This is a genomic window from Sporofaciens sp. St.21A7 (genome assembly GCF_059728535.1).
This window is the reverse complement of sequence record NZ_BAAGFN010000001.1, coordinates 2,033,598-2,055,170: the sequence shown is the minus strand read 5'-3', so window position 1 is coordinate 2,055,170 and position 21,573 is coordinate 2,033,598. Positions and strand designations below refer to the sequence as shown.

General features: G+C 44.7%; 22 protein-coding genes and 5 pseudogenes. 12 read left to right on the top strand and 15 right to left on the bottom strand.

Annotation, left to right across the window (positions count from 1 at the left end; translation table 11 throughout):
* Positions 1 to 38: 38 nt before the first annotated feature.
* Positions 39 to 131: pseudogene (locus AC6I3O_RS10180) on the bottom strand (TnpV protein); the annotation flags it as partial.
* Positions 91 to 630, bottom strand: a pseudogene (locus tag AC6I3O_RS10175) (group II intron reverse transcriptase/maturase); the annotation flags it as partial. The pseudogenes AC6I3O_RS10180 and AC6I3O_RS10175, both read right to left, overlap by 41 nt.
* 261 nt (positions 631 to 891) lie before the next feature.
* Here AC6I3O_RS10175 and AC6I3O_RS10170 point away from each other — a divergent pair.
* The 4 genes from AC6I3O_RS10170 (at position 892) to AC6I3O_RS10155 (ending at position 3,986) form a co-directional block, all read left to right on the top strand.
* Positions 892 to 1,485: a DUF6431 domain-containing protein gene (locus tag AC6I3O_RS10170; RefSeq protein WP_304532924.1), complete on the top strand. Its 594-nt coding sequence runs from the start codon at positions 892 to 894 to the stop codon at positions 1,483 to 1,485.
* A gap of 90 nt (positions 1,486 to 1,575) precedes the next feature.
* Entirely contained in the window at positions 1,576 to 2,844 is a 1,269-nt protein-coding gene (locus AC6I3O_RS10165; protein ID WP_304532923.1) for a DDE-type integrase/transposase/recombinase, read from the top strand.
* Positions 2,844 to 3,650: an ExeA family protein gene (locus tag AC6I3O_RS10160; RefSeq protein ID WP_016222687.1), complete on the top strand. Its 807-nt coding sequence runs from the start codon at positions 2,844 to 2,846 to the stop codon at positions 3,648 to 3,650. The genes AC6I3O_RS10165 and AC6I3O_RS10160 overlap by 1 nt, the downstream gene beginning before the upstream one ends.
* A 12-nt stretch (positions 3,651 to 3,662) precedes the next feature.
* Complete coding sequence (locus AC6I3O_RS10155; protein ID WP_302134599.1) at positions 3,663 to 3,986, top strand: DUF6618 family protein; 324 nt, start codon at positions 3,663 to 3,665, stop codon at positions 3,984 to 3,986.
* Between the two features lie 173 nt (positions 3,987 to 4,159).
* On the opposite strand, the gene AC6I3O_RS10150 is transcribed toward AC6I3O_RS10155, so the two are convergent.
* From AC6I3O_RS10150 to mobQ, 8 genes and pseudogenes are all read right to left on the bottom strand, one after another.
* On the bottom strand, positions 4,160 to 5,452 hold the full coding sequence (locus AC6I3O_RS10150; RefSeq protein ID WP_497850782.1) for a reverse transcriptase/maturase family protein: 1,293 nt from the start codon (positions 5,450 to 5,452) through the stop codon (positions 4,160 to 4,162).
* Positions 5,453 to 6,059: 607 nt separating this feature from the next.
* Positions 6,060 to 6,344, bottom strand: a pseudogene (locus AC6I3O_RS10145) (type IV secretory system conjugative DNA transfer family protein); the annotation flags it as partial.
* A 105-nt stretch (positions 6,345 to 6,449) separates the two neighbouring features.
* Positions 6,450 to 7,292, bottom strand: a complete 843-nt coding sequence (locus AC6I3O_RS10140) for a PD-(D/E)XK nuclease family transposase (RefSeq protein WP_497850781.1) — start codon at positions 7,290 to 7,292, stop codon at positions 6,450 to 6,452.
* Between the two features lie 76 nt (positions 7,293 to 7,368).
* Positions 7,369 to 7,551: a transposon-encoded TnpW family protein gene (locus AC6I3O_RS10135; protein WP_300849117.1), complete on the bottom strand. Its 183-nt coding sequence runs from the start codon at positions 7,549 to 7,551 to the stop codon at positions 7,369 to 7,371.
* 30 nt (positions 7,552 to 7,581) lie between these two features.
* Positions 7,582 to 8,439, bottom strand: coding sequence for an ATP-binding protein (locus AC6I3O_RS10130; RefSeq protein WP_497850780.1), 858 nt, complete (start codon positions 8,437 to 8,439; stop codon positions 7,582 to 7,584).
* The gene (locus tag AC6I3O_RS10125; RefSeq protein ID WP_497850779.1) at positions 8,436 to 9,188 is read right to left on the bottom strand and encodes a phage replisome organizer N-terminal domain-containing protein; all 753 of its coding nucleotides are present in this window, start codon (positions 9,186 to 9,188) and stop codon (positions 8,436 to 8,438) included. Before AC6I3O_RS10125 ends, AC6I3O_RS10130 begins: the two co-directional genes overlap by 4 nt.
* A gap of 122 nt (positions 9,189 to 9,310) precedes the next feature.
* Positions 9,311 to 9,709 (bottom strand): cysteine-rich VLP domain-containing protein, encoded by a 399-nt coding sequence (locus tag AC6I3O_RS10120; protein WP_497850778.1) that lies wholly within the window; start codon positions 9,707 to 9,709, stop codon positions 9,311 to 9,313.
* Between the two features lie 67 nt (positions 9,710 to 9,776).
* Positions 9,777 to 11,128, bottom strand: a pseudogene (gene mobQ, locus AC6I3O_RS10115) (MobQ family relaxase).
* Positions 11,129 to 11,245: 117 nt separating this feature from the next.
* Here mobQ and AC6I3O_RS10110 point away from each other — a divergent pair.
* The 7 genes from AC6I3O_RS10110 (at position 11,246) to AC6I3O_RS10080 (ending at position 15,793) form a co-directional block, all read left to right on the top strand.
* On the top strand, positions 11,246 to 11,620 hold the full coding sequence (locus tag AC6I3O_RS10110) for a TnpV protein (protein WP_497850777.1): 375 nt from the start codon (positions 11,246 to 11,248) through the stop codon (positions 11,618 to 11,620).
* A 285-nt stretch (positions 11,621 to 11,905) separates the two neighbouring features.
* Positions 11,906 to 12,403, top strand: a complete 498-nt coding sequence (locus AC6I3O_RS10105) for an RNA polymerase sigma factor (protein WP_497850776.1) — start codon at positions 11,906 to 11,908, stop codon at positions 12,401 to 12,403.
* The gene (locus tag AC6I3O_RS10100) at positions 12,388 to 13,146 is read left to right on the top strand and encodes a zf-HC2 domain-containing protein (RefSeq protein ID WP_497850775.1); all 759 of its coding nucleotides are present in this window, start codon (positions 12,388 to 12,390) and stop codon (positions 13,144 to 13,146) included. Before AC6I3O_RS10105 ends, AC6I3O_RS10100 begins: the two co-directional genes overlap by 16 nt.
* Positions 13,134 to 14,057, top strand: coding sequence for an ABC transporter ATP-binding protein (locus AC6I3O_RS10095; protein ID WP_497850774.1), 924 nt, complete (start codon positions 13,134 to 13,136; stop codon positions 14,055 to 14,057). Before AC6I3O_RS10100 ends, AC6I3O_RS10095 begins: the two co-directional genes overlap by 13 nt.
* Complete coding sequence (locus AC6I3O_RS10090; protein WP_497850773.1) at positions 14,045 to 14,809, top strand: ABC transporter permease; 765 nt, start codon at positions 14,045 to 14,047, stop codon at positions 14,807 to 14,809. The genes AC6I3O_RS10095 and AC6I3O_RS10090 overlap by 13 nt, the downstream gene beginning before the upstream one ends.
* A 12-nt stretch (positions 14,810 to 14,821) precedes the next feature.
* A complete protein-coding gene (locus AC6I3O_RS10085; RefSeq protein ID WP_497850772.1) occupies positions 14,822 to 15,568 on the top strand; it encodes an ABC transporter permease in 747 nt (248 codons plus the stop codon).
* A 36-nt stretch (positions 15,569 to 15,604) separates the two neighbouring features.
* Positions 15,605 to 15,793: a cysteine-rich KTR domain-containing protein gene (locus tag AC6I3O_RS10080; protein WP_497850771.1), complete on the top strand. Its 189-nt coding sequence runs from the start codon at positions 15,605 to 15,607 to the stop codon at positions 15,791 to 15,793.
* Between the two features lie 686 nt (positions 15,794 to 16,479).
* Here AC6I3O_RS10080 and tnpA read toward each other — a convergent pair.
* The 4 genes from tnpA to istA form a co-directional block, all read right to left on the bottom strand.
* Complete coding sequence (gene tnpA / locus AC6I3O_RS10075) at positions 16,480 to 16,914, bottom strand: IS200/IS605 family transposase (RefSeq protein WP_300512659.1); 435 nt, start codon at positions 16,912 to 16,914, stop codon at positions 16,480 to 16,482.
* A gap of 126 nt (positions 16,915 to 17,040) precedes the next feature.
* Complete coding sequence (locus AC6I3O_RS10070) at positions 17,041 to 17,313, bottom strand: hypothetical protein (protein WP_125128212.1); 273 nt, start codon at positions 17,311 to 17,313, stop codon at positions 17,041 to 17,043.
* A 110-nt stretch (positions 17,314 to 17,423) separates the two neighbouring features.
* Complete coding sequence (locus AC6I3O_RS10065; RefSeq protein WP_497853444.1) at positions 17,424 to 18,068, bottom strand: ATP-binding protein; 645 nt, start codon at positions 18,066 to 18,068, stop codon at positions 17,424 to 17,426.
* Between the two features lie 119 nt (positions 18,069 to 18,187).
* Positions 18,188 to 19,750, bottom strand: coding sequence for an IS21 family transposase (gene istA, locus AC6I3O_RS10060; protein WP_497850770.1), 1,563 nt, complete (start codon positions 19,748 to 19,750; stop codon positions 18,188 to 18,190).
* Positions 19,751 to 20,056: 306 nt separating this feature from the next.
* Between istA and AC6I3O_RS10055 the strand changes: the two are divergent.
* Positions 20,057 to 20,397, top strand: a pseudogene (locus AC6I3O_RS10055) (plasmid mobilization protein).
* Positions 20,398 to 20,822: 425 nt separating this feature from the next.
* Here AC6I3O_RS10055 and AC6I3O_RS10050 read toward each other — a convergent pair.
* A complete protein-coding gene (locus tag AC6I3O_RS10050) occupies positions 20,823 to 21,566 on the bottom strand; it encodes an ABC transporter permease (RefSeq protein WP_491869654.1) in 744 nt (247 codons plus the stop codon).
* Positions 21,567 to 21,573: the final 7 nt, after the last annotated feature.

The window sequence follows — 21,573 nt, the reverse complement described above, 5'->3', positions numbered from 1 at the left end:
AAAAACGACAAGGTTTGCACCCTGCCGTTTCTAATTGCTTATGCGTAAATAATTTCCTCGTTCACAATCTCCCTCGCACACGCCCTTATGTTACCTAGCCGCCCTGTCCATTCTAGGGCGTTTTCTTCCTTTCTTCTTGTTCATAATCGCTCCCCATTCTGTATTAACATCAAGGTCGCTCATACTCTTTACTTGATACACCTTAACCGCTGGCACATATGCGCCGCACATTTCGCAGACATTCGCCTTATACCTGAAAAACAGTTCTTTCGGCTTGTTCATCTGCTCGTATTCGGGTATGATGTCTGCATAACTCCCAAGGGCGTACTTCACCCTGCGGAATCCCTCATTGTAAAGGACTGCATATTTTGTACCCTTCTGTGTTTTGTACGGCACTTTAAACTCTTTGTTTTTGGTATATTTGAGCTTTGCTTTTGTCATTGTGATACGGTATTTTGCCGCAACGGTCTTATACAGGCTGTATTCCATGACATAATGGAACTTATTTAATACGGAGACATTGCTCGCAAGACGGTAGTAATTGTAAATCCCCCTAATCTGCGCATTGTACTTCCGCACCATTTCATGCACTGGCAGGAAAATATAGTCGTTCCGCTGTAATGTAGCCCAGCAAATTAAAGTTCCTATCTCCCGCACAAAAACGTCAAATTATAATCTCAGTTTTTAAACACTGTCTATAAAAGTGTGCTACAGGAGGCGGCACGTTTTCCTCTTGACCATCCCATGTCATTCCGATATAGTTTTTATGGAACAAAAAAAAGAGAAAGAACAGCACCTTCCACAGTTCGTTCTTTCTCTCACATACCAGTGTGCCTGCCATATACGGGATCATGTCCCGCTCATGAGGCTCCAGCACCACCGACATATATTATGATAAGAGAAAATTCCCTGTTTTGCAAGCTGGTTCGTATAAAAAGTTCATCAAAGATCCTGTTCGATTCCTTTATGGCCGGATTCCGTTCGGAACTGCAGACCTGTCCCTGCTGTGGGGTAAAGGGATCCTGCCGCATCCATGCCTACTATGACCGCTCCCTGGTGGACTTTATAGGCGGCACCCAGGTCCGCCACAGCCTCTGCATCATGCGCCTTATCTGTACCTGTGGCCATACCCATGCCATCCTCCCGGACTTCATCATTCCCTACTCCGGCTACGGCCTGTTCTTCCTTCTACGTGTCCTGGCAGAGTATTTCCTGCGCCTTTCCACTGTGGAAAGGCTATGCGAACGCTTCGGCATCACCCTTTCCCAGCTGCGCCGGTGGCTGCAGCTCTTTCGGGTGCAGAAGGAAGTTTGGCTCGGCGTGCTTTCCTCCATGGAGGTTTCCGGCCTTTCCTTCCTGAAGTCCCTGCTCACGCAGCCGGCTTATTCGGATTTCGCCTCCGCCTTTGTCCGCCGTTTTACAAAGTCTTTCCTCCAGTCCCATAAAAACCCGACACTTTACTGCCAGCAGGTGTTCGGCCCCTGACCCTTTTTCCGTCGGCCACACGCCACGGGTATGGCTTCCCTCCCTTCTCTCCTGCATAATGGTGGAAAACCACCTAAGGAGGACATTTTTATGGACAACAATCCAAAAAAACTTTCGGACGCAGCCGCCATGGCACAGTTCCGCCTCGCTCTCATAGCGCCGGTCATCCATGGCCTTTATCCGGATGCGTCCAGGAACGCTTACTACCTGCGTATCACCGAAAAACCGCTCACCCTGCCTGACGGCTCGGTATTCCAGTACAGCCCAAAGACCCTCAGCAAATGGGTGTCCCTCTACCAGAACGGTGGCATCGACGCCCTCATGCCGCAGGAGCGTTCCGATAAGGGCTCCACCCGGGTGCTCCCGGACACGGCCATCGAGGAGATCTACCGCCTCAAGGAAGCCTTCCCACGGCTGAACTCCACCCAGATCCACCGGCACCTCGTTGAAGAAGCCTTCATCCCTGCCACAGTCAGCGTCTGCGCCGTCCAGCGCTTCGTGAAGAAACATGACCTGAAATCAGCACGCAACCCAGGCATGCGGGACAGGAAGGCGTTTGAAGAAGACGCCTTTGGGAAGATGTGGCAGGCAGATACCTGTTACCTGCCTTATATCACGGAGCACGGCCAGCGCAGGAGAGTCTACTGCATCATGATTATTGATGACCATTCCCGGTTTCTGGTGGGCGGCGGCCTCTTCTATAACGATAATGCCTATAACTTCCAGAAGGTGTTCAAGGACGCTGTGGCAGCCCATGGAATCCCGGCGAAGCTCTATGTCGATAATGGCTGCAGTTACTCGAATGAGCAGCTTTCCCTCATCTGCGGCTCCATCGGCACCGTACTTTTACACACAAAAATTCGTGATGGTGCTTCCAAAGCCAAAATAGAACGCCAGTTCAGAACGCTCAAGGAGACTTGGCTCTATACGCTGGATCTGGATTCCATCACCACGCTGGCACAGTTCAACCGGCTGCTTAAAGACTATATGCGCACCTACAATACATCTGTCCATTCCGGCATCGGCACAACGCCCATGGACCGCTACCAGCAGTCACGCTCCTCCATCCGGAGCCCTAAGTCCAGGGAGTGGCTGGAGGAATGTTTCCTGAACCGCATCACCAGGAAGGTGAACAAGGACTCTACCGTCTCCATCGACAAGGTGTCCTATGACGTTCCCATGCAGTTCATTTCTTCAAAAGTGGAGATCCGCTTCCTGCCAGACGACATGTCCAGTGCCTTCATCCTTTATGAGGGGGAACATTATCCCATACGGCCTACGGATAAAAACGAGAACTGCAGGACGAAACGCAATAACACGCCGTCCATCGATTATTCAAGGATTGGGGGTGAGAGCTGATGTTCCGTTCCTACTATGGGCTTTCCTTCAATCCCTTTGACAAACAGAACGCAAGAGAAAAGGACCGGTTCCTCTCAAAGGACATCTCGGAAATGACGTCCCGGCTGGACTACCTCAAGGACACAAGGGGAATCGGGCTGTTCACCGCACGCCCCGGCATGGGCAAATCCTTCGCCCTGCGCTGCTTCGCAAAGTGCCTCAACCCCAACCTCTACCATATGGAGTACATCTGCCTCTCCACGGTCAGCGTCATGGAGTTCTACCGCCAGCTCTGCTCTGTTCTGGGGCTAGAGCCAAGGGGCGGCAAGCCTGGGATGTTCCGCGCCGTACAGGAGCAGATACTCTACCTCTACAAGGACAAGAAGCAGCCCCTCCTCCTGGCAGTCGATGAGGCACAATACCTCTCCACCGGCATCCTGGAGGATATCAAGATGCTCATGAACTACGGGTATGACTCCCTGAACTGCTTCACGCTCATCCTCTGTGGGGAGCCCCACCTGAACAGCACCCTGAAAAAGCCCGTCCATGAGGCCCTGCGCCAGCGCATCACCGTACACTACAACTTTTCCGGTCTCTCAGACTCGGAAGTGGCGCAGTATATCCTCCACAAGATCGCCTGTGCCGGAGGCGCAGCCTCCATCATCGACCAGGCAGCGCTTTCTGCCGTCCACAGTCACTCCCAGGGGAGCCCCCGCCTGGTGGACAACCTGATGACCGACGCGCTGACTCTGGGGGCACAGATGGACAAGAAAGTGATCGATACGGATGTCATCCTGGCTTCTGTCAGCAGCCAGAATCTCGGATAGGAGGAATGGAACATGAATTATACCTGTATCCTGAAAAGCGGTTCCCGCAAGGAGACCTGGACGGGGCAGATCATCCTGCTGAGCACGGGGAACGGATGGTATGAAGCTGAGATCAATGGGCGGGGGACTTACTTCCACATCCTCGCCGGACGGCATAAATATGGGAACTACCTGTGCATCCCTAACCATGATGTAGGGTGCGAGCTCTCCGATTTCTCCGATATCTTTTGGAATGAAGAAAGGATCGGCTCCCTGATGCGGAAGGTGGATGCGGTGACTGTCGCCACCGGCCTGGTTCATCTTCCTGTTCTGGCCGACAGGCAGGGGAAAAACTAAATTTTTCATATGGGCCATGTGTCTCATGAGGGATCCATGGCCTTTTGCATTTCAGGCGCAAAACAATACCGACAACAACGTGCAGCATTTTTGACAGGATTGTGCATTTGCAGACAGCACTGCGCAGTCAATAGGATAAATGTCGGAAAAATAATTTGCTGTTTGCGTTTCCATCAATTTGCCGTCCGACACTGTAACGGCTTCCTGACTTCCTTTTCCCCTGCCCTTGACACGATTTTCAGCACACCGTAATTTAACAGCTTCCCCACCCATTTCTCTTTTGGCAGGTACAGCTTGATTTTGCCGGTGTAGGCTTTAACAGTCCCTTTTCCTTTGGCTTTTTTCAGCGCACTGTCGTTGCATACCGTAACGTCATAGCCGAGGAACCTCGCTTTGTCGTCACTGTTCGTGATGAGCGTCTTTTCCGCAGACAATTCCAGTTTCAGCGTTTCCTCAAAGAACCTCCCAATATCGGACTTAATCTTTTCAGCATCTTCTTTGCTTCCGATTACGCCGATAAGAAAATCATCGGCATACCGTACATATTGAATCCGCTTATAGCCTGTGTCCATCGGGTCGCCCATAGGGATTTTCTGGAACGCCCTCTTTAAGTCTGCCAGTCGGCGTACTGCTTCCTGCTTTTCTGTATCAGAGTAGCCGTCCCATTCTTTTCGGATTTTGGCTTTGCACCTTTGGCGGTATGACTGTTTTCTGGAGTACTCATTGTTCCTTTTTCTGCCCGTACCTTTATCAAATCCCTTTTTGTAGTCCTCCATAAATCGGTCAAACTCATTAAGGTAGATGTTTGCAAGGATTGGGCTGATGCCAGAACCCTGGGCTATGCCGCTGAAAGTGGCATTGTACTCCCAGTTCTCCATATACCCTGCATTGAGGAATTTCCAAATCAGCTCAATAAAGGCTTCATCTTTAATCCGCCTGCGCAGGATATTTACAAGGCTGTGGTGGTCTATCGTATCAAAGTACGATTTTATATCCCCCTCCACAAACCATTTCACACCTGTAAAGTTCTGCTGTAACTGTAAAAGTGCCGTATGGCAGCTCCTGCCGGGTCTGAAACCGTGGGAATAGTTGGAGAATGTCGGGTCATAAATACTTTCAAGAATCATCTTAATGACTTCCTCCACCAGTTTGTCGTCTGACGACGATATCCCAAGCGGTCTCATTTTCCCGTTTTTCTTTTTGATATACTGTCTGCGGACAGGGTTCGGCTGATAACTGTGGTCTTTCATCGCATGGATGATTCGCTCCACTCTTTCTTTACCATAACCGTCGAGTGTCAGCCCATCTATGCCGGGTGTCATTGCACCTTTGTTGGCGTAGATGTTTTGGAGAGCCTGCAAATAAAAATCCCCATTATAAAGATTCCTGTACAGTCTCTCGTACTTGTAGTTTTCCTCTTTCGAGTGTTTCTGTAGATTCTCCAAAATAATCTTTGGACTTCTCATAGTGTCTCACACACCTTTCCTAAATTATTTCAGCCGTATAGCTGTCTCCCTTCGCCATGTGAACGGTATTACCGCCTCGGACTACTATGGAGACTCCGTAGCCATGCAGGATATTCAGGCACTGTATGCCATAGCTTAAAATGGTAAGCGTTCCTGTTTAGGCTATCCTCGTTTAGGCTTGTCTGTACAAGCGTGTCATGCTGTCGGCTATGACGTTCGCCGTTTTCCGCTTATTGCGGCTGGTCAGTGCGGAATGTGATGTGTAGACGCAGTTCGCAAACTCTGCGTACACCCTGCACTGCCTGACGTATAATAGCTATCTTCCGTCAGTGCTGATGATAAAGCCCCTCTGGCTGTCATTTAAGCAGTGTAGCTGTTTAACCTCATACATGACATTTCATCTTGATGCCCGTTCACAGCCTGATAACTGGCTGAATAGCACCGTTACCGACATGCTATACTCCCCGTCGGGTTTCCCTCTCGGATAAGTCGGTTGATGATAGGAAATAGGCTTCAAATGAAGCCCTCACATTGAACCTACTATCTTGCTAAAGATAGATTACAAACAAGCCCGCGCGGGACAAATGAGTTCCGCTTACGAGCGCACGGCAAACTCATCGAGCAAGCAGCGCACATGGACGGGCAGCCTGCCATGATACACATCGTCCGCCCTGTCACAGAGCAGGTTGAAAAGCTGCGTATACATGATAGACACAATAAAATTAAATGTGTCATCGGTGTCGGAGATAATGACAAACAACGCTGTCTTTTCATCCCCAATCATGTCAAGTCCCAACTCGTCATAGCTTGTCAGGTCACGCAGCTCTTTGATGTCAAAAGGGGCTAAACGTGCGCCGCAGCTAATTAAAATGCTTTTCGCTGTCTTGCCAGAAACGTTTTGTAAAGGACTTTTTAATCAAGTTCACAGAAAATTTACATTTTAGGGCAAAAAAATAAGGCCGGGAACCTGTTTTTAGATTCCCGGCCTATGGTCTTACTATGCTGTCCGTTCTGCTTTCAATTTTTTTACTTCGTCAAGAGGAAGTCCTGCATATTCCGCAATTTTTTCAAGTGTCAAAATCCCATCTGCCAACATTCTCTTTGCGGAATTGATTGCTCCTTCTTTTAATGTCTGATTCCTCATATCTTCCATAGCACGGCACATAATCTCGATTCCCTCCTTGCTCTCTTTGAAAAATCTCACCCTGTCCGCCAGTGTCCCATAATACATATCCGCTGCGTCTATACAGGAGAAGTCATGCATTAACTTCCCGATTGGCGTATCTCCACGGTAAGCGCCATTTACATACAGTATGTGCGAACCGTCCTCAAATCTTTCCCCAGTTCCTAAAAAGCATCGCTCAATCGGATAGAGTGGTAGCCCTTTTCCCATTACGTCATTCTCTGTGATAAAGATTACCCACGTTTCCGGCAGCTTGTTGAAGTCCTCGCCTTTCTTCAAAAGGTTTGCGTCCATCATGCTGCTGTTGTACCTTGCTCTTTTTCTCCCGGCTCCTTTGTCGGAGCGCTGTACTTCTACATTCAGTTTTGCCCCTGTGCTGTCCGTAGCCAGGATATCCAACCTCACTGAACGGTTCAGCAGGTTCTCCACAAATACCTGGGTGCCGACGTCCAGCACCTTTAAATCCGGTTTTTCCAGAACAATCTGCAATACCAGTTCTATGCTTGCCGTATCTCCCTCAAAACACTTTGTGAGGAAATCATCATCAAGCAGGCGAAAGCCTCTTAGCCTCTGTAAATCTTCCTGATGTTTCTGGTCTATCTGTTCCGTCACTGTCAATCTTCCCACCTGCTTTCCCTTCTGTTTTCGTATCTCCATACTACCATAAACCTCCTGATTTTACAAGCCGGGAGCCAGCGCATTTCTGATTCCCGGCCTGTTTCTATTATCGTTTTTACATCTGCTGTATCTCATTTTTCAGCATACGCTTGATTTTGTCGCTCATGGTTTCCCTGCTGGTCTTACTGAAATGAACCCTCACAATGTAGGTAGTCCGGCCAATCTTCTTCACCAGTGCGGGAGCGTCCTTATCTGGTGGCGTGGTGGTAATGTCCTCTGTGATTTTCTCGCTGCCCATAAATTCTCCTTTACATACAATCAGGTTTTGTTATCCCTTACTCACAATCTCTTTCGCCGCCGCTTTGGTCGCTCTGGCTCCTTCCTCCCGGAAATTTTTACCGGAAAAAAGAATCGGCGCACACCGTTCCAGTATGCGGTCATAAATCCTTGCGTGGGCAATGTCTGGCGGGTTCTTGATTTCTTCCAGTTTCAGGTTTGTTGTGACAATCAACGGCTTCTTACTCCGATATCGGCTGTCAATGACGGTGAACATCTGCTCCATGGCATACTCGGTACTGCGCTCCACTCCTAAATCATCAATGACAAGCAGGCTGTAATCGTCCAGGCTGGCGATAAAGGCCGCCCTGTCCTCGGCAAACACGCCGGTCAGCCGGTTCAGGATAGACGGGAAATTTGTCATCAGAACCGGCACGTCACGGTCAAGCAGGGCATTGGCAATACAGCCAGCAAAAAAGGATTTCCCGGTTCCCACGTCACCAAAAAGCAGAAGGCCGGCATTGTCCCGGTATGCCTTCTTCCAATGCTCCACATAGGCATGGGCTTTCTCCATGACGGGATTCTGGCCGTTATCATTGGCAAAAGTGTAATCATAAAGGTATCTGTCCTGAAGCCCCTGCGCCTTCCGGCGTTTGACACGCTCCATGCGTTCCCTCTGTTCCTCCATGGCTTTCCGTTCCTCCTGCGCCTTCTGCTGGCAGGGGCAGAGGCAGCGGGGCATGAAATAGCCGGAGCCTCCGAACCTCGGCACAACGGTCTGGCGGCTGCCATGGCATTTCTTACAGTGGATAAGCCCGTCAGCCGGTTCTATGTATTCGTCCCCGGCAAGTTCCATATCCCCGGCGGCCCGGTCAATGGCCGCCCGGACTTCTGCGGTAATCTCAATCATATGGTTTCTCCTTCCTCTACGCTGTAATCCCGGTTCCGGGCAGGCGGTTTCTCCTTCTTTTTGTCGGCGTTCGCCCAGCGCCGGATTGTGGCGGCGTGGTTTTTATATCCTTTTCCGCTGGATTCCATGTACTCGGACAGCCGCTCAATGTACTGTTCCCAAAGAGAGGGAAGTTCCGTCTGGAGTTCTGCCAGTTCTGCGGAAGATAGAAATACATTCCGGTATCTCCCATAGGCGTGTGTCATATCCCCCTCTCTATTCTCTATACTCTTATCTCTAATCTCTTTATCTCTATACTCTAATATAGGCGGACATTTGTCCACCCGGCCATTGGACGGACAAATGTCCGTTTCCCCGGACGGGAGCAGGTTCTGGCGTTTCAGCCTCATGCGCTCCTTTTTCTTCCGCTCCCCCTCGCTGGAAGACTGGCCGATCAGCAGCTGGATGTCGCTCATGTAATAGGCTCCGTCCGTCAGTATCTCCACAAGCCCAAACTCCTGGAATATCTTCAAAGCCCGCTCCACCGTGCCTACCTGATGCCGGGTAAAGGTAGCTATGGTCTGCACGGTATGGGGCAGATAGTCATTCAGCAGGAGTACGCCGCTGCTTTTCAGCGACATCAAATACATCTTGAGCAGGAGATTGGAGTACAGAAGGCCGTCCTGCATACTCTCCAGGATGACCATGGTTTCGCTGTTATAAAAATTCTCTTTCAGCTTGAGGTAATAAAATCGTCGGTTCTCTGTCATTTAGTTGCTCCTTTTGTTCTGAATAGCTTTTTTAAGCCTCTGTACGCATTTTAAGGCGGCTTTTGGGGTGTCAGTGATAAAAAGTATTGCCTCCCCTCCGACACGCTCCGAAAGTGCCTGATTTACAAGGTTTTTTCCGCTTCTAAAGCGTGACATAAGCGCCTTTGTTTCCGTTTGCGCTCTGTGGCGTGTTTCCGCTTCATACGGGCGGCACATTCCCTACAGTATTTCGCCCGGTTGGAGCCGGGCAGGAAAAGAGTGCCACACTCGCTGCACCGCCTGCTTTCCAGCCGGTGGTAAAGCGCCGTTTCCAGCTGGTGGTCTAAGGGCAGCACCGCCACACGGAACCAGCGGCAGAGCAGGGAGTGGGAAATGCTCTGGACACAGACGCACCCGTCCCCCTCGTCAAGCGCCATACACTGGCCGTTGTCGTAGTTGCAGCACTCACGCACCAGCCGCCTCGCCCTGCGGTACTGCCGGTAGTCCATGGCCGGGATTCGCTCATGCCGCCTGTTTCCCATATCTCACCTTGCAGCGGCACGGGTATCTTTACGGTGATGGTAATTGTCATGGTGATAAACTGCTGTGTCATAATTCCTGTTCCTCCTTCTTTCTGGCTGGTTCATTTTCCGTCCTGGCCAACTGCTCCGCTGTCTTTTTCAGGTTCTCCACCGCCTTGATGTCCTCCCGCATGGCTTTCATTTTCTGATACTGTACCGCTTTCTCCGCTTTCAGGCGGTCGGCTTCGGCCTGCCATTTCTTCAGGGTGATTTCTTCGCCGTTAGCTTTCAGCTTTTCCAGATACCGGACGGCGGCCTCATATAATGCCAGTTCCGCACTGTACTTCTGCTCAAACTGCTCCTTTTTCTTTCCCGGCTTCATCTTGTCAAGCTGGCGGCGGGTTCCTTTGTTCCTCTCGTATTTCTCCCACATGGAGAGATGTTCGTCCAGCACTTTAATACGCCGCTCGACGGTGACAATCTTCCCACGAAGGGAATAGTAATCTTTGTTCATGGCGGCCACTTTTTCATAAAGCTGCTCCATGGAAGTAATGTGGTTGCCGTTCAGGAAATTGAACAGGGCAGCGCTTTCTTTCAGGTTCCTTATCTTCCCATACCGGGAGCCGGGTTTCCCCTCTGACAGCTGTGCCTCGTAAAGCTGCGCCATGATACTGTCTTTTCTTTCCGGTTTCCCCGCCTGCTCCTTTGTCCATTTATAGAGCCGGGTAATCCTTGCTTTAATCTCCTTTAGCAGCTTATTGTCGGCGGCAATCTGGCGATTGATATTTCCCTTCTCTGTGGCAATGCCTTTCCGCTCCATCTGGCTAGCGGCAACGCCCAGATGGATAGAAGGTATCTTGTCAATGCCCTGACGCTCGTAGGAGCGGTGGTCAATCCGTTCCGGCATGCCCGCTGCCTCCAATGCTTTATTGGCGTAAGCTGCCCAGGCAGACCTCCACTTCTCTACATTTCCCTTGTCGTTCCAGTCGGTAGTGTCCTCCCGGTGGTTCTTCCAGCCGCCTTTGCCGTTGGGGATTCTCTGGCCGTTTTCGTCCAGTTCGTAGACCTTCCGGCATTTTGCTCCCCACTGCCCGTCCTCCTTTAGCGGCCTGATAGTGAGCATGACATGGAAGTGGGGTTGCCATCCTTCTTGTCATGGATAGAGAAATCCGCACACATACCGGCAGCGACAAAAGTATCTCTGATGAAAGAGCGGGCAAGCTGTAATTGTTCCTCCCGGTTCAGTTCCACCGGAAGGGAAATCTCTATCTCACGGGCAAGCTGTGCGTCACGGGTCTTTTCAACCATCTCCACACTGTTCCAGAGAGTGTTTCGGTCTTGAAATTCCGGCGGGGCATGGGACGGCAATATGATTTCAGAGTGGACTACGCCACGTTTCCGGGTGTAATCATGGGTAAGCCCGTCCCATTCGTTGGTCATTTTACTTCCGCTCCGGTATGCGGCAGCGCCTACGGCAGACTTGGCCTTGCTGCGCTTGATGAGTAGAACGGATTTTGCGGACATTCAAATTAAAAAAAAATGTGGAGGTAACAGACAATGGCAAAGACGATTTTTGAGGAACTGGGCGGCAAATACGAAAGGCAAGGTGACTATTTAATTCCATGTATAGCTTTACCCGCCGAAGAGGAACAGCCGATAGGCACATGGGGGCAGCGGCATCTGGACTATCTGATGCAGTACCGCAGGGTTACATACACCCATCTTCTCACAAGCGGCAGGCTGAATACATACCTTGCCGACATTGACAGACAGGCGCAGGAACGCTTTGAAAGGCTCATAGAGGGCATGAAACAGGCACAGAGCATAACGGAACGGCTAAAGGAAGAAAACGCCTTAGAATGGATAGGGCGGCTCAACAACATAAGGGCTTGTGCGAGGGAGATTGTGAACAAGGATATAATTTTTGTGTAGGCAGACGAAACGACAGAGTGTAAAAGCCCTGTCGTTTTTCTTCGGGAAAGTTTTATAAATGATATAAAATCTCTGTATATAGGAGATTTTTAGATAAGATACAGAAGTCCACATTTGTACAATTACAGTTGATGTAGTTTTTAAGGGAAATTATAATATTAGATGGACGTTAGGCAAAGCATTTTTATCTAAAAATTGGGGAATGAACAGAAAAAATTATTGAAAAAAGTAAAATTAATTGTAACGAATCGCACTTGAAAAGAACTAACAATATGAGGTGCTGATATGGATAAAGAAAAAATTGATGAAATATATCGTGAAAACGCCGCCATGATATATAAATATCTATGCGGCTTAACGCAGGACAGCGGACTTGCCGAGGAACTAACGCAAGAAACATTCTTTCAAGCAATTAAGGGGATTGACAAGTTTAGGGGAGATTGTAAGATTTCCGTCTGGCTATGCGGAATTGCTAAAAAACTATGGTATAAGGAACTGAAAAAAAGAAGCAGGCATAAAACCGCCCCACTAGACGATTGTGTACCTTCCACAGAAAATATTGAAAGTAAAAGTCTGGATAACTTGGAAAAAATAGAAATTTTCCGCTTAATGCACAACCTTGACGATATGACAAGAGAAGTTATGTATTTGCGATTGGCGGGGGAACTTCAATTTTCTGAAATTGCGGTTATCTTGGGGAAAACGGAAAATTGGGCTAGGGTAACTTATTACAGGGGAAAACAAAAAATAATGAAAGGAATGAAAGAATGGAACGAGAATTAGCTTGTGAGATTGTAAAAGATTTACTTCCTCTCTATGTGGACGGAATGGTAAGTGATGTTTCCAAAAAGAGTATAGAAAACCATTTAGAGAATTGTACAGAATGTAATGAGATATATCACAATATGGCTTATCATCTGGAAATGGAAACGCCACCGACAGAAGTTTCGGATGTTAAGAGATTTTTGAAAAAAACAAAGAAAATGTATCTGCTATATGGGTTAGGCAGTCTTAGCTTTATTGCAATACTTGTCTGTCTGATTGTGGATTTGGCAGTAAACAAAGGAATTACATGGTCTTTGATTGTGGGAAGCTCTTGCTTATTTGCGGACGCTTTGATATATGCTCTATCAACCTGCAAAAAGAATAAAGGCTGTATTGCAATGGCAGTTATAAGTATTGGGATGTTTGTCTTGCTTTCTGTCATACAGATTACCAGATATTATCTTATAGGAACAGGGACAGTCTGGCTTTTCCGTTATGGCTTACCCATCCTGCTGTTATGGCTTCTTGTCCTTTGGCTTCCAGTTCTTACAAGAGTATTCCTAAAATGGAACATTTGGGATTGCATAGCATGGTTTTTGTTATTGGTAATCATAGGAAACTATGTTACTAAACTGATTATAGGAGATTATGTGTGGAATGATGTACTCCATATGCAGGGATTTATAGGTAATGCGCTTGGAGAAGTGATTGGAATAATAGTATTTGGACTTATTGGGAGGATGAAAAAATGGAGAAAATAATCAGCGTAAAAAATCTAAGAAAAGCATATAAAAAAGAAACCGCCGTTGAGAATGTCTGCTTTGACCTTATACCTGGAAGTATCATGGGACTATTGGGAACAAACGGAGCAGGTAAGACTACGACATTAAAGATGGTTACCAACTTGTGTTCCAAAAATAACGGGAAAATTGTCATAGACAATGTATCATTAGACGAAAACCCTGAACTGGCATTGTCAAAGGTTGGGGCTGCACTTGACACACCCAGTTTTTATCAAGAACTGACCGCAAGAGAAAATATAGAATGTTTTGCACATCTATATGAAAATATCCCTAATGGGCAAGTCAAGGAATTGCTTGATTATGTCGGGCTTAGTTCACAGGCTGAAAAGAAAGTTAAAAAGTTTTCTCTTGGAATGAAACAAAGACTGGCATTAGCAAGGGCTATGTTAGGGCAGCCAAAACTGATTATTTTAGACGAACCGGCAAACGGATTAGACCCGCAGGGACAGATTAACCTATACCGTTTGATTTGTGATATGGCAAAAGAACGAAACACAACATTTATCGTTTCATCACACCAACTACATGATATGGAAAAATTCTGTACCGATATTTTAATTTTGGATAAGGGAAAAAGTATCTTGCAGGGGAAAACAGAAGAAATTTTATCTGAAACGACAAACATTGTGGAATGTATACTGGAAGAAGCGAAAGCTGCCAGAAGCATTCTCTTCGAGTGCCAAGGAATAAGTTTGATTTCAGAGAACGGAAATCAGTTTACAGTCAGACTTGAAAATATCTGTTTAAACGAATTTATTAAAAAACTTGTAGAAAACCATTTGCATATCCGCTATCTTTCCATGCGGAAACACTCATTGCAGGATCTCTTTCTAAAATTAACAGGGGGAACAGAGTCATGTATCCATTAACAAAATTATATGCGAGAAAAATATACAGACAAAAGCTGATTTACATTTTTTTTGCGTGCTTTTTTATAGCTTCTTTCTTTTATGCTTTTCTTATTTCAACACCGCAAATGGAAGAAATGCTGAATATCAATATTGGAATTGTTGGGAGGAAAAATTTCCCCGAATTTATGATGAGGTTTTATGTTGGAACAGTGGGTATTCTTTTTAATGTATTTCTGCTGACGTTGTTTATTTGTGAGGAAGATAGGAACAAAATGCTTTATCAGCCTTTATTACATGGGGAAAACCGCAGCAGAATGATACGGTCAAAAATTTATGTTTCCATTAGTATGTCAATGATTTTTGTTTTACTGACAGTTTTTATAAATTACACAACAGCCTTTATGCGTTGGGGCTATGAAATCTTTGAACAGGCAGCTTTCATCAGAACCGTTATAAAATATCTGTTATCAAGTGTCTATATGTCGGTTATAACGCTTGGAATCATTACACTTTGTATCTGTACCCGCAACGCATGGAAAACGATATTATTTGTGATTATTTATTTATTAATTGACCAATTTATTTACAGCTCCAATATTGCATTATTACAAAAAATATGGGTTGGATATTACCTTAACCTTTGGACGTTTGCATATGAGTATCAGAAAATACCATTCAGCGAAGTACTGATAGGAATATCCATTATGATACTGTACGGAATTATTTTTTTTCAAATATCCCTATACAGAACAAAAAGAATAGATTTTTGAGTGAGGTAAAAAATGATAATAAGATTATTAAATATACAATTTATACGGCTGAAAAGGCAAAAGATTTTATACTTATTTTTTGTCGTGATGGCATTAATTATCATCTCCAATGCGCTGGGGTGCGCAGGCAGTTCAGAAGATTATGGCATGGGATATTATGCAGGCGGTAAATTTCCAACGATGTGTATGCAGTCCTATATTGATATTATCGGTACACTATTCCTTAGCTTTATCAGTGCAGTATTGATATGCGGGGAAAAGGCAAGCGGTATGTTTCGACAGCCTTTGTTGAATGGCGTTTCCAAAAGACAGCTTTTAATAGCAAAAACTGTTAGTATCTTTACAGTTGCGTTGATATGTTTTTTGTTTGTGGCAATCGCTAGTATTGTAACAGGCTTCGTTATATGGGGCAGTCATATATTTGATAATGCACAGGAATATTTGTTACAAATGTTATTATTAGCTTTTCCGCAGACAACAATGGTTCTGTTTCTAGTGCTTTTGTCCTTGTATATGTCAAATATATCCAGTATGATGTGCGCTTCTCTGATAATTTTGTTAGTCAATAATTTATTTAGCCAGTTTTTTGGCAGTTACATTTCGTTTATAGATTTTATGTATTATCTGTATGCTTTTTCAGGATATAACGGAATAGAATTAACAAGCAAAATAGTTGTATTAGGAATTGCTGTTAATATTATAACAGGAAGTATTCTTGTTTATGGCATTATCAGACGTACAAACAATATGATAATGTAAAATCTTAAAAGAAAAATTTTTAACAGGTGAGTATAAATGACAAAACAACAATGGATACTTTGCCCTACTTGTGGCAGTAAAACTCGTGACAGAATCAGACAAGATACTATTTTGAGAAACTATCCTCTCTACTGTCCGAAATGCAGGCAGGAAACATTGATTGAAGTAACAAATTTGAAAATGACAGTCATCGCAGAGCCAGACGCAAAGACGCAGAGCCGATAACAAGTGAGTACATTATCTCACAGTTCGTTGGCTCTATTTTATTTCATAAGGTTTTAAGGCAAACGCCCACCATATAAAAAAACGGAGTTTTGGTGGGCTGATTTGCTACGCCCGAAAAGACTTAACAGACACTCTCCAGACCTGTTTTGAAGTTTGGAGGGATTTTTTATGTCCTTTTTTCGGGCAGTTATACGTCTGCTCACGCAACGCAGAGTTTACCCATTGATTATTCTAATGCTTGGGAGCCACCAATTTAAAGCTTGAGAGCCACCCAAAATCCGTCCTGATTTTAATGCTTGGGGGCCATCTATAAGATACAAGATATAGTTGTACTGAAAATATCATGGATTGTCCAGAGTAATTTTGGAATGTTCCTGAATAAAATTAAGAAATAACAAAGCAGACCTTTGGCCAGCTATGCTGATACGAAATTCCTCGAAATCTTATTTTTCCAGCATATTCTCTTTTTGAACGAAAGAAGACAGAACCTTTGATGACCGGCTCTGCCCTCTCTTTGTCTGCTAATCGAAATCACCGAGACAATCTTTTGCATAAAACTTGAACAAAGCTTAAAATAACAGCTTCAAATTAATGGCAACTGAACCACTACCGGCTAAAGCCGGTAGGTTCGGTGTGCTGCTAAAGCAGCCTAAAGTTGTCTCTGCTCTTTGTTATTCCTTTTATCTTTAACTTATTTCAAAGTTGTCTGTTTTTAATTTCTCTTGTAAATCTTGATTTTTAATATACTCTTTGATAATTTCATCTGTTACATTTCCACTACTTGCCACAAAGTATCCTCTTGCCCACAAATGCCGTCCCCAGAATTGCTTGTTCAATTCTTTGTATTCCATCTGCAATTTTCGGGATGTTGTTCCCTTAATATATTGTACCAGCTTACTTGCTGATAGATGCGGCGGTGCTGATACCAGCATATGGATGTGATCACTTCCTACATGCCCTGCCAGGATTTCTACCTCGTTCTTTTCGCATATGATTCGGATTAATTCTCTTGTCCGTACCGCTATCTTTCCTGTTATCACCGGTTTTCTATATTTTGTTATCCAAACCAGATGGTACTTAATATCATACGTGCAATGTGACGATTTTCTATAATTCTCCATATTCTTCACCTCACGTTTAGTATTTCTATTTTTACTTTTTTCTAAACTTGAGGTTATGGGGTTGACCTAAAGGTTTCGCCTTAAGGCGAGGGTTTTAACCCCATTATACAGACAATAAATTTCACCTCATTTTTTCTTTCTTACTTCATTAAAAATCTGAAGCTCGGAAAGTGCCTCCATGATGGCAAGTTCTGATATCCCTTCAACAGTGGTTCCTGTTCCAGGATTAAATAATTCTTGCTGTGCATCAGCTCTGAAATCATAAGATTTTAGTTCGGCTGTATACCATGCCAGGATTTCATCCCTTAAATTGTCTGCCAGATCAAGCAATACTCGTAGATTTCGTATTTTTTGTCGAATATCATTAGGAATGGTCGGTTCGTCTAACTTTATTTTCATTAAAAACCTCCTGATAAAAGGAATAAATGTTGTGGCATCTAAAGAGTCATCAGTGTTTCCTGCTAACGGTTGATTTATCGTCTGCCACATACAAAAATAAATCTGCGTTTTTATGAGTTTAAGGACTCCATAAGTTTTCTGGCTTTTTGAGAATCGTACAGCTTTCTGAGGTTATTTTCGGTAGTCGGTATGGAATAAGAGTTATGTATGATCCGGTCCATAATAGAATCGGCCTGGGTTCCGCCGCCTAACCGTTCATGCCAGTCACAGACCTCGTATTGCCCGACAAAGATCGTCGGATTATTTCCACAACGCTGTTCTACCAACTCATATATGAATTTTGACTCTTTCTCATTGATCTTATAGTTCAGCCATTCATCTATGATCAGCACTTTATAGTTTCCCAGTTTCTTCCGGTATCGTACCTGCTCTCTGAGGTTATCTTTGTGGGCCTGAAAATGTCCCAGCATATCCGGCATTCTGATATAACACGTCCGGAGAGTCTGTTTACATGCTTCTACACCCAGGACACATGCAAGATAGGTTTTCCCGGCACCCGTCGGGCCTGCAATGATCAGGTTTGTTGCAGCACCTACGAATCCCATGGTTGCAAGATTTGCGATTTTCTCCCTACTGACCTCTCGTGCATCACAGTCTAAAGTTTCAAGGCTTGCATTGGGATACTTTAAATCTGCATTCTTTGTCAGCCTGGTGATCAGTCTGTTCTGCCGTTCTGTTATTAGAGCTGAGAGCAGATGCTAAAGCCTCTCATTGTAAGTCAGGTCAACAAAAGATACTTCTTTTTCCTGAGCCTCGATCACAGCCACTAAATCACTGAGTTCTAATACTGATAATTGTTTCTTGATCTCTGTATTCATAAATTTTTACCATCCTCTCTATAATAATCCGCACCTCTTACGATTCCCTGCTTATGATCTTTTACGTTCTTTTTTGTAAGATCATTTTTTCTGTTTTTTGCAGCTCTTTTCACATAAGGCATAAGCGTGTTGTAAGTAATCAGATGAAAGTCCTTAAGTGCAAGGCTGCAAGCTGTTTCAAGGATATCTTTCCCATATACACCAGCGATATCCAATACGGTTCTTGCATCTACAAGAGCCTGTTCTTTTACTTTTGCATTGTCATACAACCTGCCTATCACGGTTCTTGTACTGTTGCCAATAGCTTCTGCTTTATTCAGCGTTGATTCCATTGTATCCGGAGTGTATATTGGATATGGAAGATGGGACATCTCTGTTCTTTTCGCATTCCGAATGCCTGTGGGAATACGTTTATGCTCAGCTACTAATTGATGTGAGGCGTAGATACAAACAAGAGAACTGTTATACTGCACATCAACGTATTTATTTATGTAACTGCTTGGAACAGAGTATTGTCCCTTGTGAAACCATATATGGGAATTCGGGCCTACTTTGTGATTATATGACCACTCACAGATCTCAAAGGGAAGCATTGGCAGGGTTCTGAGATATGGTTTTTCCTCCAGCTCATAAATTGTTTTTCTACTGCCGTTTCTCTTTTGGAAGGGTTTGTCATTTAGCCTGTCAAGCACTTTTCTGATTGCCGAATTAAGCCCTTCTATAGAATGAAAAGTTTCATTTCTGAGCATGCCGATGATCTTTCTTGCAATTTTTCCCACCGCGCCTTCGACACTTGCTTTCTGTTTGGGTTTCTTTACCTGTGCCGGCATAATTGCAACCTGGTAGTGTTCTGCAAAAGATAAATAGGAATCATTCAGCACGACCTCTCCATGTTTCGGGTGTTTGATCACGCCTGTTTTTAGGTTGTCACAGACAATCCTTACAGGTGTCCCGCCAAAGAATTCCAGCATGTGGACATTGCACGACAGCCAGTCTGATTGGTTCATAGAAGCGACAGCCTCTACATAGGTATACTGGCTGTACGGAAAAGCCGCAACAAACAGATATGCCGTTTGCTGTTCCTGTTTGTCAGGATCCATGTAGCTCATCGTAGGACCTGACCAGTCAACCTCCAGAGTTACTCCCGGTTTGTGTTCGATATGACTGGTATAATTTTTATCAGCTATAAAGCGTTTATAGCCATTTGCGAATGTAGCATAACAGCAATGGGAAATCCCTTGTGCATTACCCTTTTCACAGTATTCCTCCCATAGCAGCATTTCTGTAACCCCGACCTTTTTCAATTCACTGTGGACATACGAATAGTCCACTGGAGCAAATCTGTTTCTTGGCCTGAAGGTATGGGGATAAAAAAGGTGATAGATCTCGTCATCGTTCATCAGACATATTTCATCCCAGTCTTTGTCACATTTGTCATAAGATTCTTTCACAAATGCAACAGAATTACGAGAGACCTTCAAAGTTTTAGAGATCTCTCTGGCACTTAGATCCTTGTGAAGAAGTTCAAGGATCTGTCTTACTTTTGTTTTCTTAAACATAGAAAACCTCCTTTAAAATGTATTTGAAAAGTACGGGTACTTTTCATAAACACATCTTAAAAGAGGGATCTTATCTTAAGCAATATATTTGGATGACCACAATATATAGTGGTGGCTCCCAAGCTTTAAAATACACTGGATCCAGATGGCTCTCAAGCTTTAAATAGATGGCTCCCAAGCATTAGAATAATCACTGCCTGGATTTCTGATTTTTTTCACTGTTTTTTTGCACGAACAACCCACGCAGCAGGATTGAAGATTGTGTAAAATCTTTTCAAAAATCCAGCCGCAGAAAGGAGATAAAAAATGGCAAACAGGGAACGCAAAAATGAACTGAAAATATACCTGAGTGATAAGGAACAATACATACTGGAGCAGAAAGTAAAAATCTCCGGCATGAAAAGCAAGTCCACTTTTCTCCGCCGCCTGATTTTGTACGGCTTTGTCTATGACATTGACTATTCAGACCTGCGGGAATACAACTACACGCTCGGAAAAATCAGCGGCAATCTGAACCAGATCGCTAAGCGAATGAACGCAACGGGCAACGTCTATAAAGCCGATGTCGAGGAAGTAAAAAAGCTGATGAAGAGGTGTGGGATACACAGAAAGCCATGCTCTCAAAACAGCCCTCCATGAAGCAGTAAACCCAAGTGGAATCCCCCTTCCAAAAACGGAATAGTTCCAGTCAGATTTTTCACGCAAATATGCAATAGATAAACCGTAACAAAAGCCAAAATCAGACAAATTTCGCACCATTAAAAAAGGTGTACCGCAGTGGAGTTTCTTTCTTCCTTGCGATACACCTTGATGTGTGCAATATGCCGATAATTTTGATGAATGTCCTTATCCTGGCCTTAAGTATTTTTCGCTTTATTCTCATCGTTCTACATCTCCTTGTCTTTAAACTATCGTTTCATTTTTCTCCTATCACTCCAACAAAAGTTACAGCAAAAACAGCAGCCCAGGTTTCCAAAGCTGCTGCATCAATGCACCCAAATATGTCTGCTATACAACGGCTTTTTTCTTTTGCCGTTGTACGGCAGATTTACAATACGGATATTTTACACAATTAATAAATACTCTTTTTGTTTTTACGGCTTAATCCGTTCAAAATTAAAACTGCAAGAACCATACAAACTATCAGAATAACTAAGCTGGCTGCTTTGTTTCCGATGGTTGTTTCATAATATCCTGAAAGCTGGAACACCGCAGTAATCGGGTAAACAGTTTTCAGAGTTTCAGACATACTTGCAAACAGACCGGCAAAGGAATAGATTTCAGTAAATACCAAAGCAAGCCAATACCCTTTTTTTATACGGGCTACTAATGCCACAATCGGTGAAATAGCAAGAAATACGCCAATACCATTTACAAAATAGGTAAAAAGGAAGCCCCATACTGTCTGAATAGATAATGTTCCGAAATGCATTATAGCTTCAACCGCAAAAGTAATTACAAACAGCAGAAGATAAATCAAAATACTGAAAACCATTGCAACGATCATTTTAACAACAGTCAGTTTCGCTTCATCTACTGGCACAAGCCGCAGTGATTTCAGAGTATCTTCCTGTTCCTCCCGGCAAATCATATAGCTGCCTAACAATGCAATGACAGCCGGAAGCACAAAAAAGGTTGCCAAAGACTGTGCGGCAGTCATAAACCAGCCAGCCCCATCTATATATCGTGAACCCTTAAATACAAACTGCCCCTCTGCAAAGACGATAATAGCAATCATAACCACTGCAAAGACAGCAATCCAAACGATTTTAGAATGACGAAGTTTTCGGCGTTCAGCCCAAAGTAATTGTTTCATACTATCC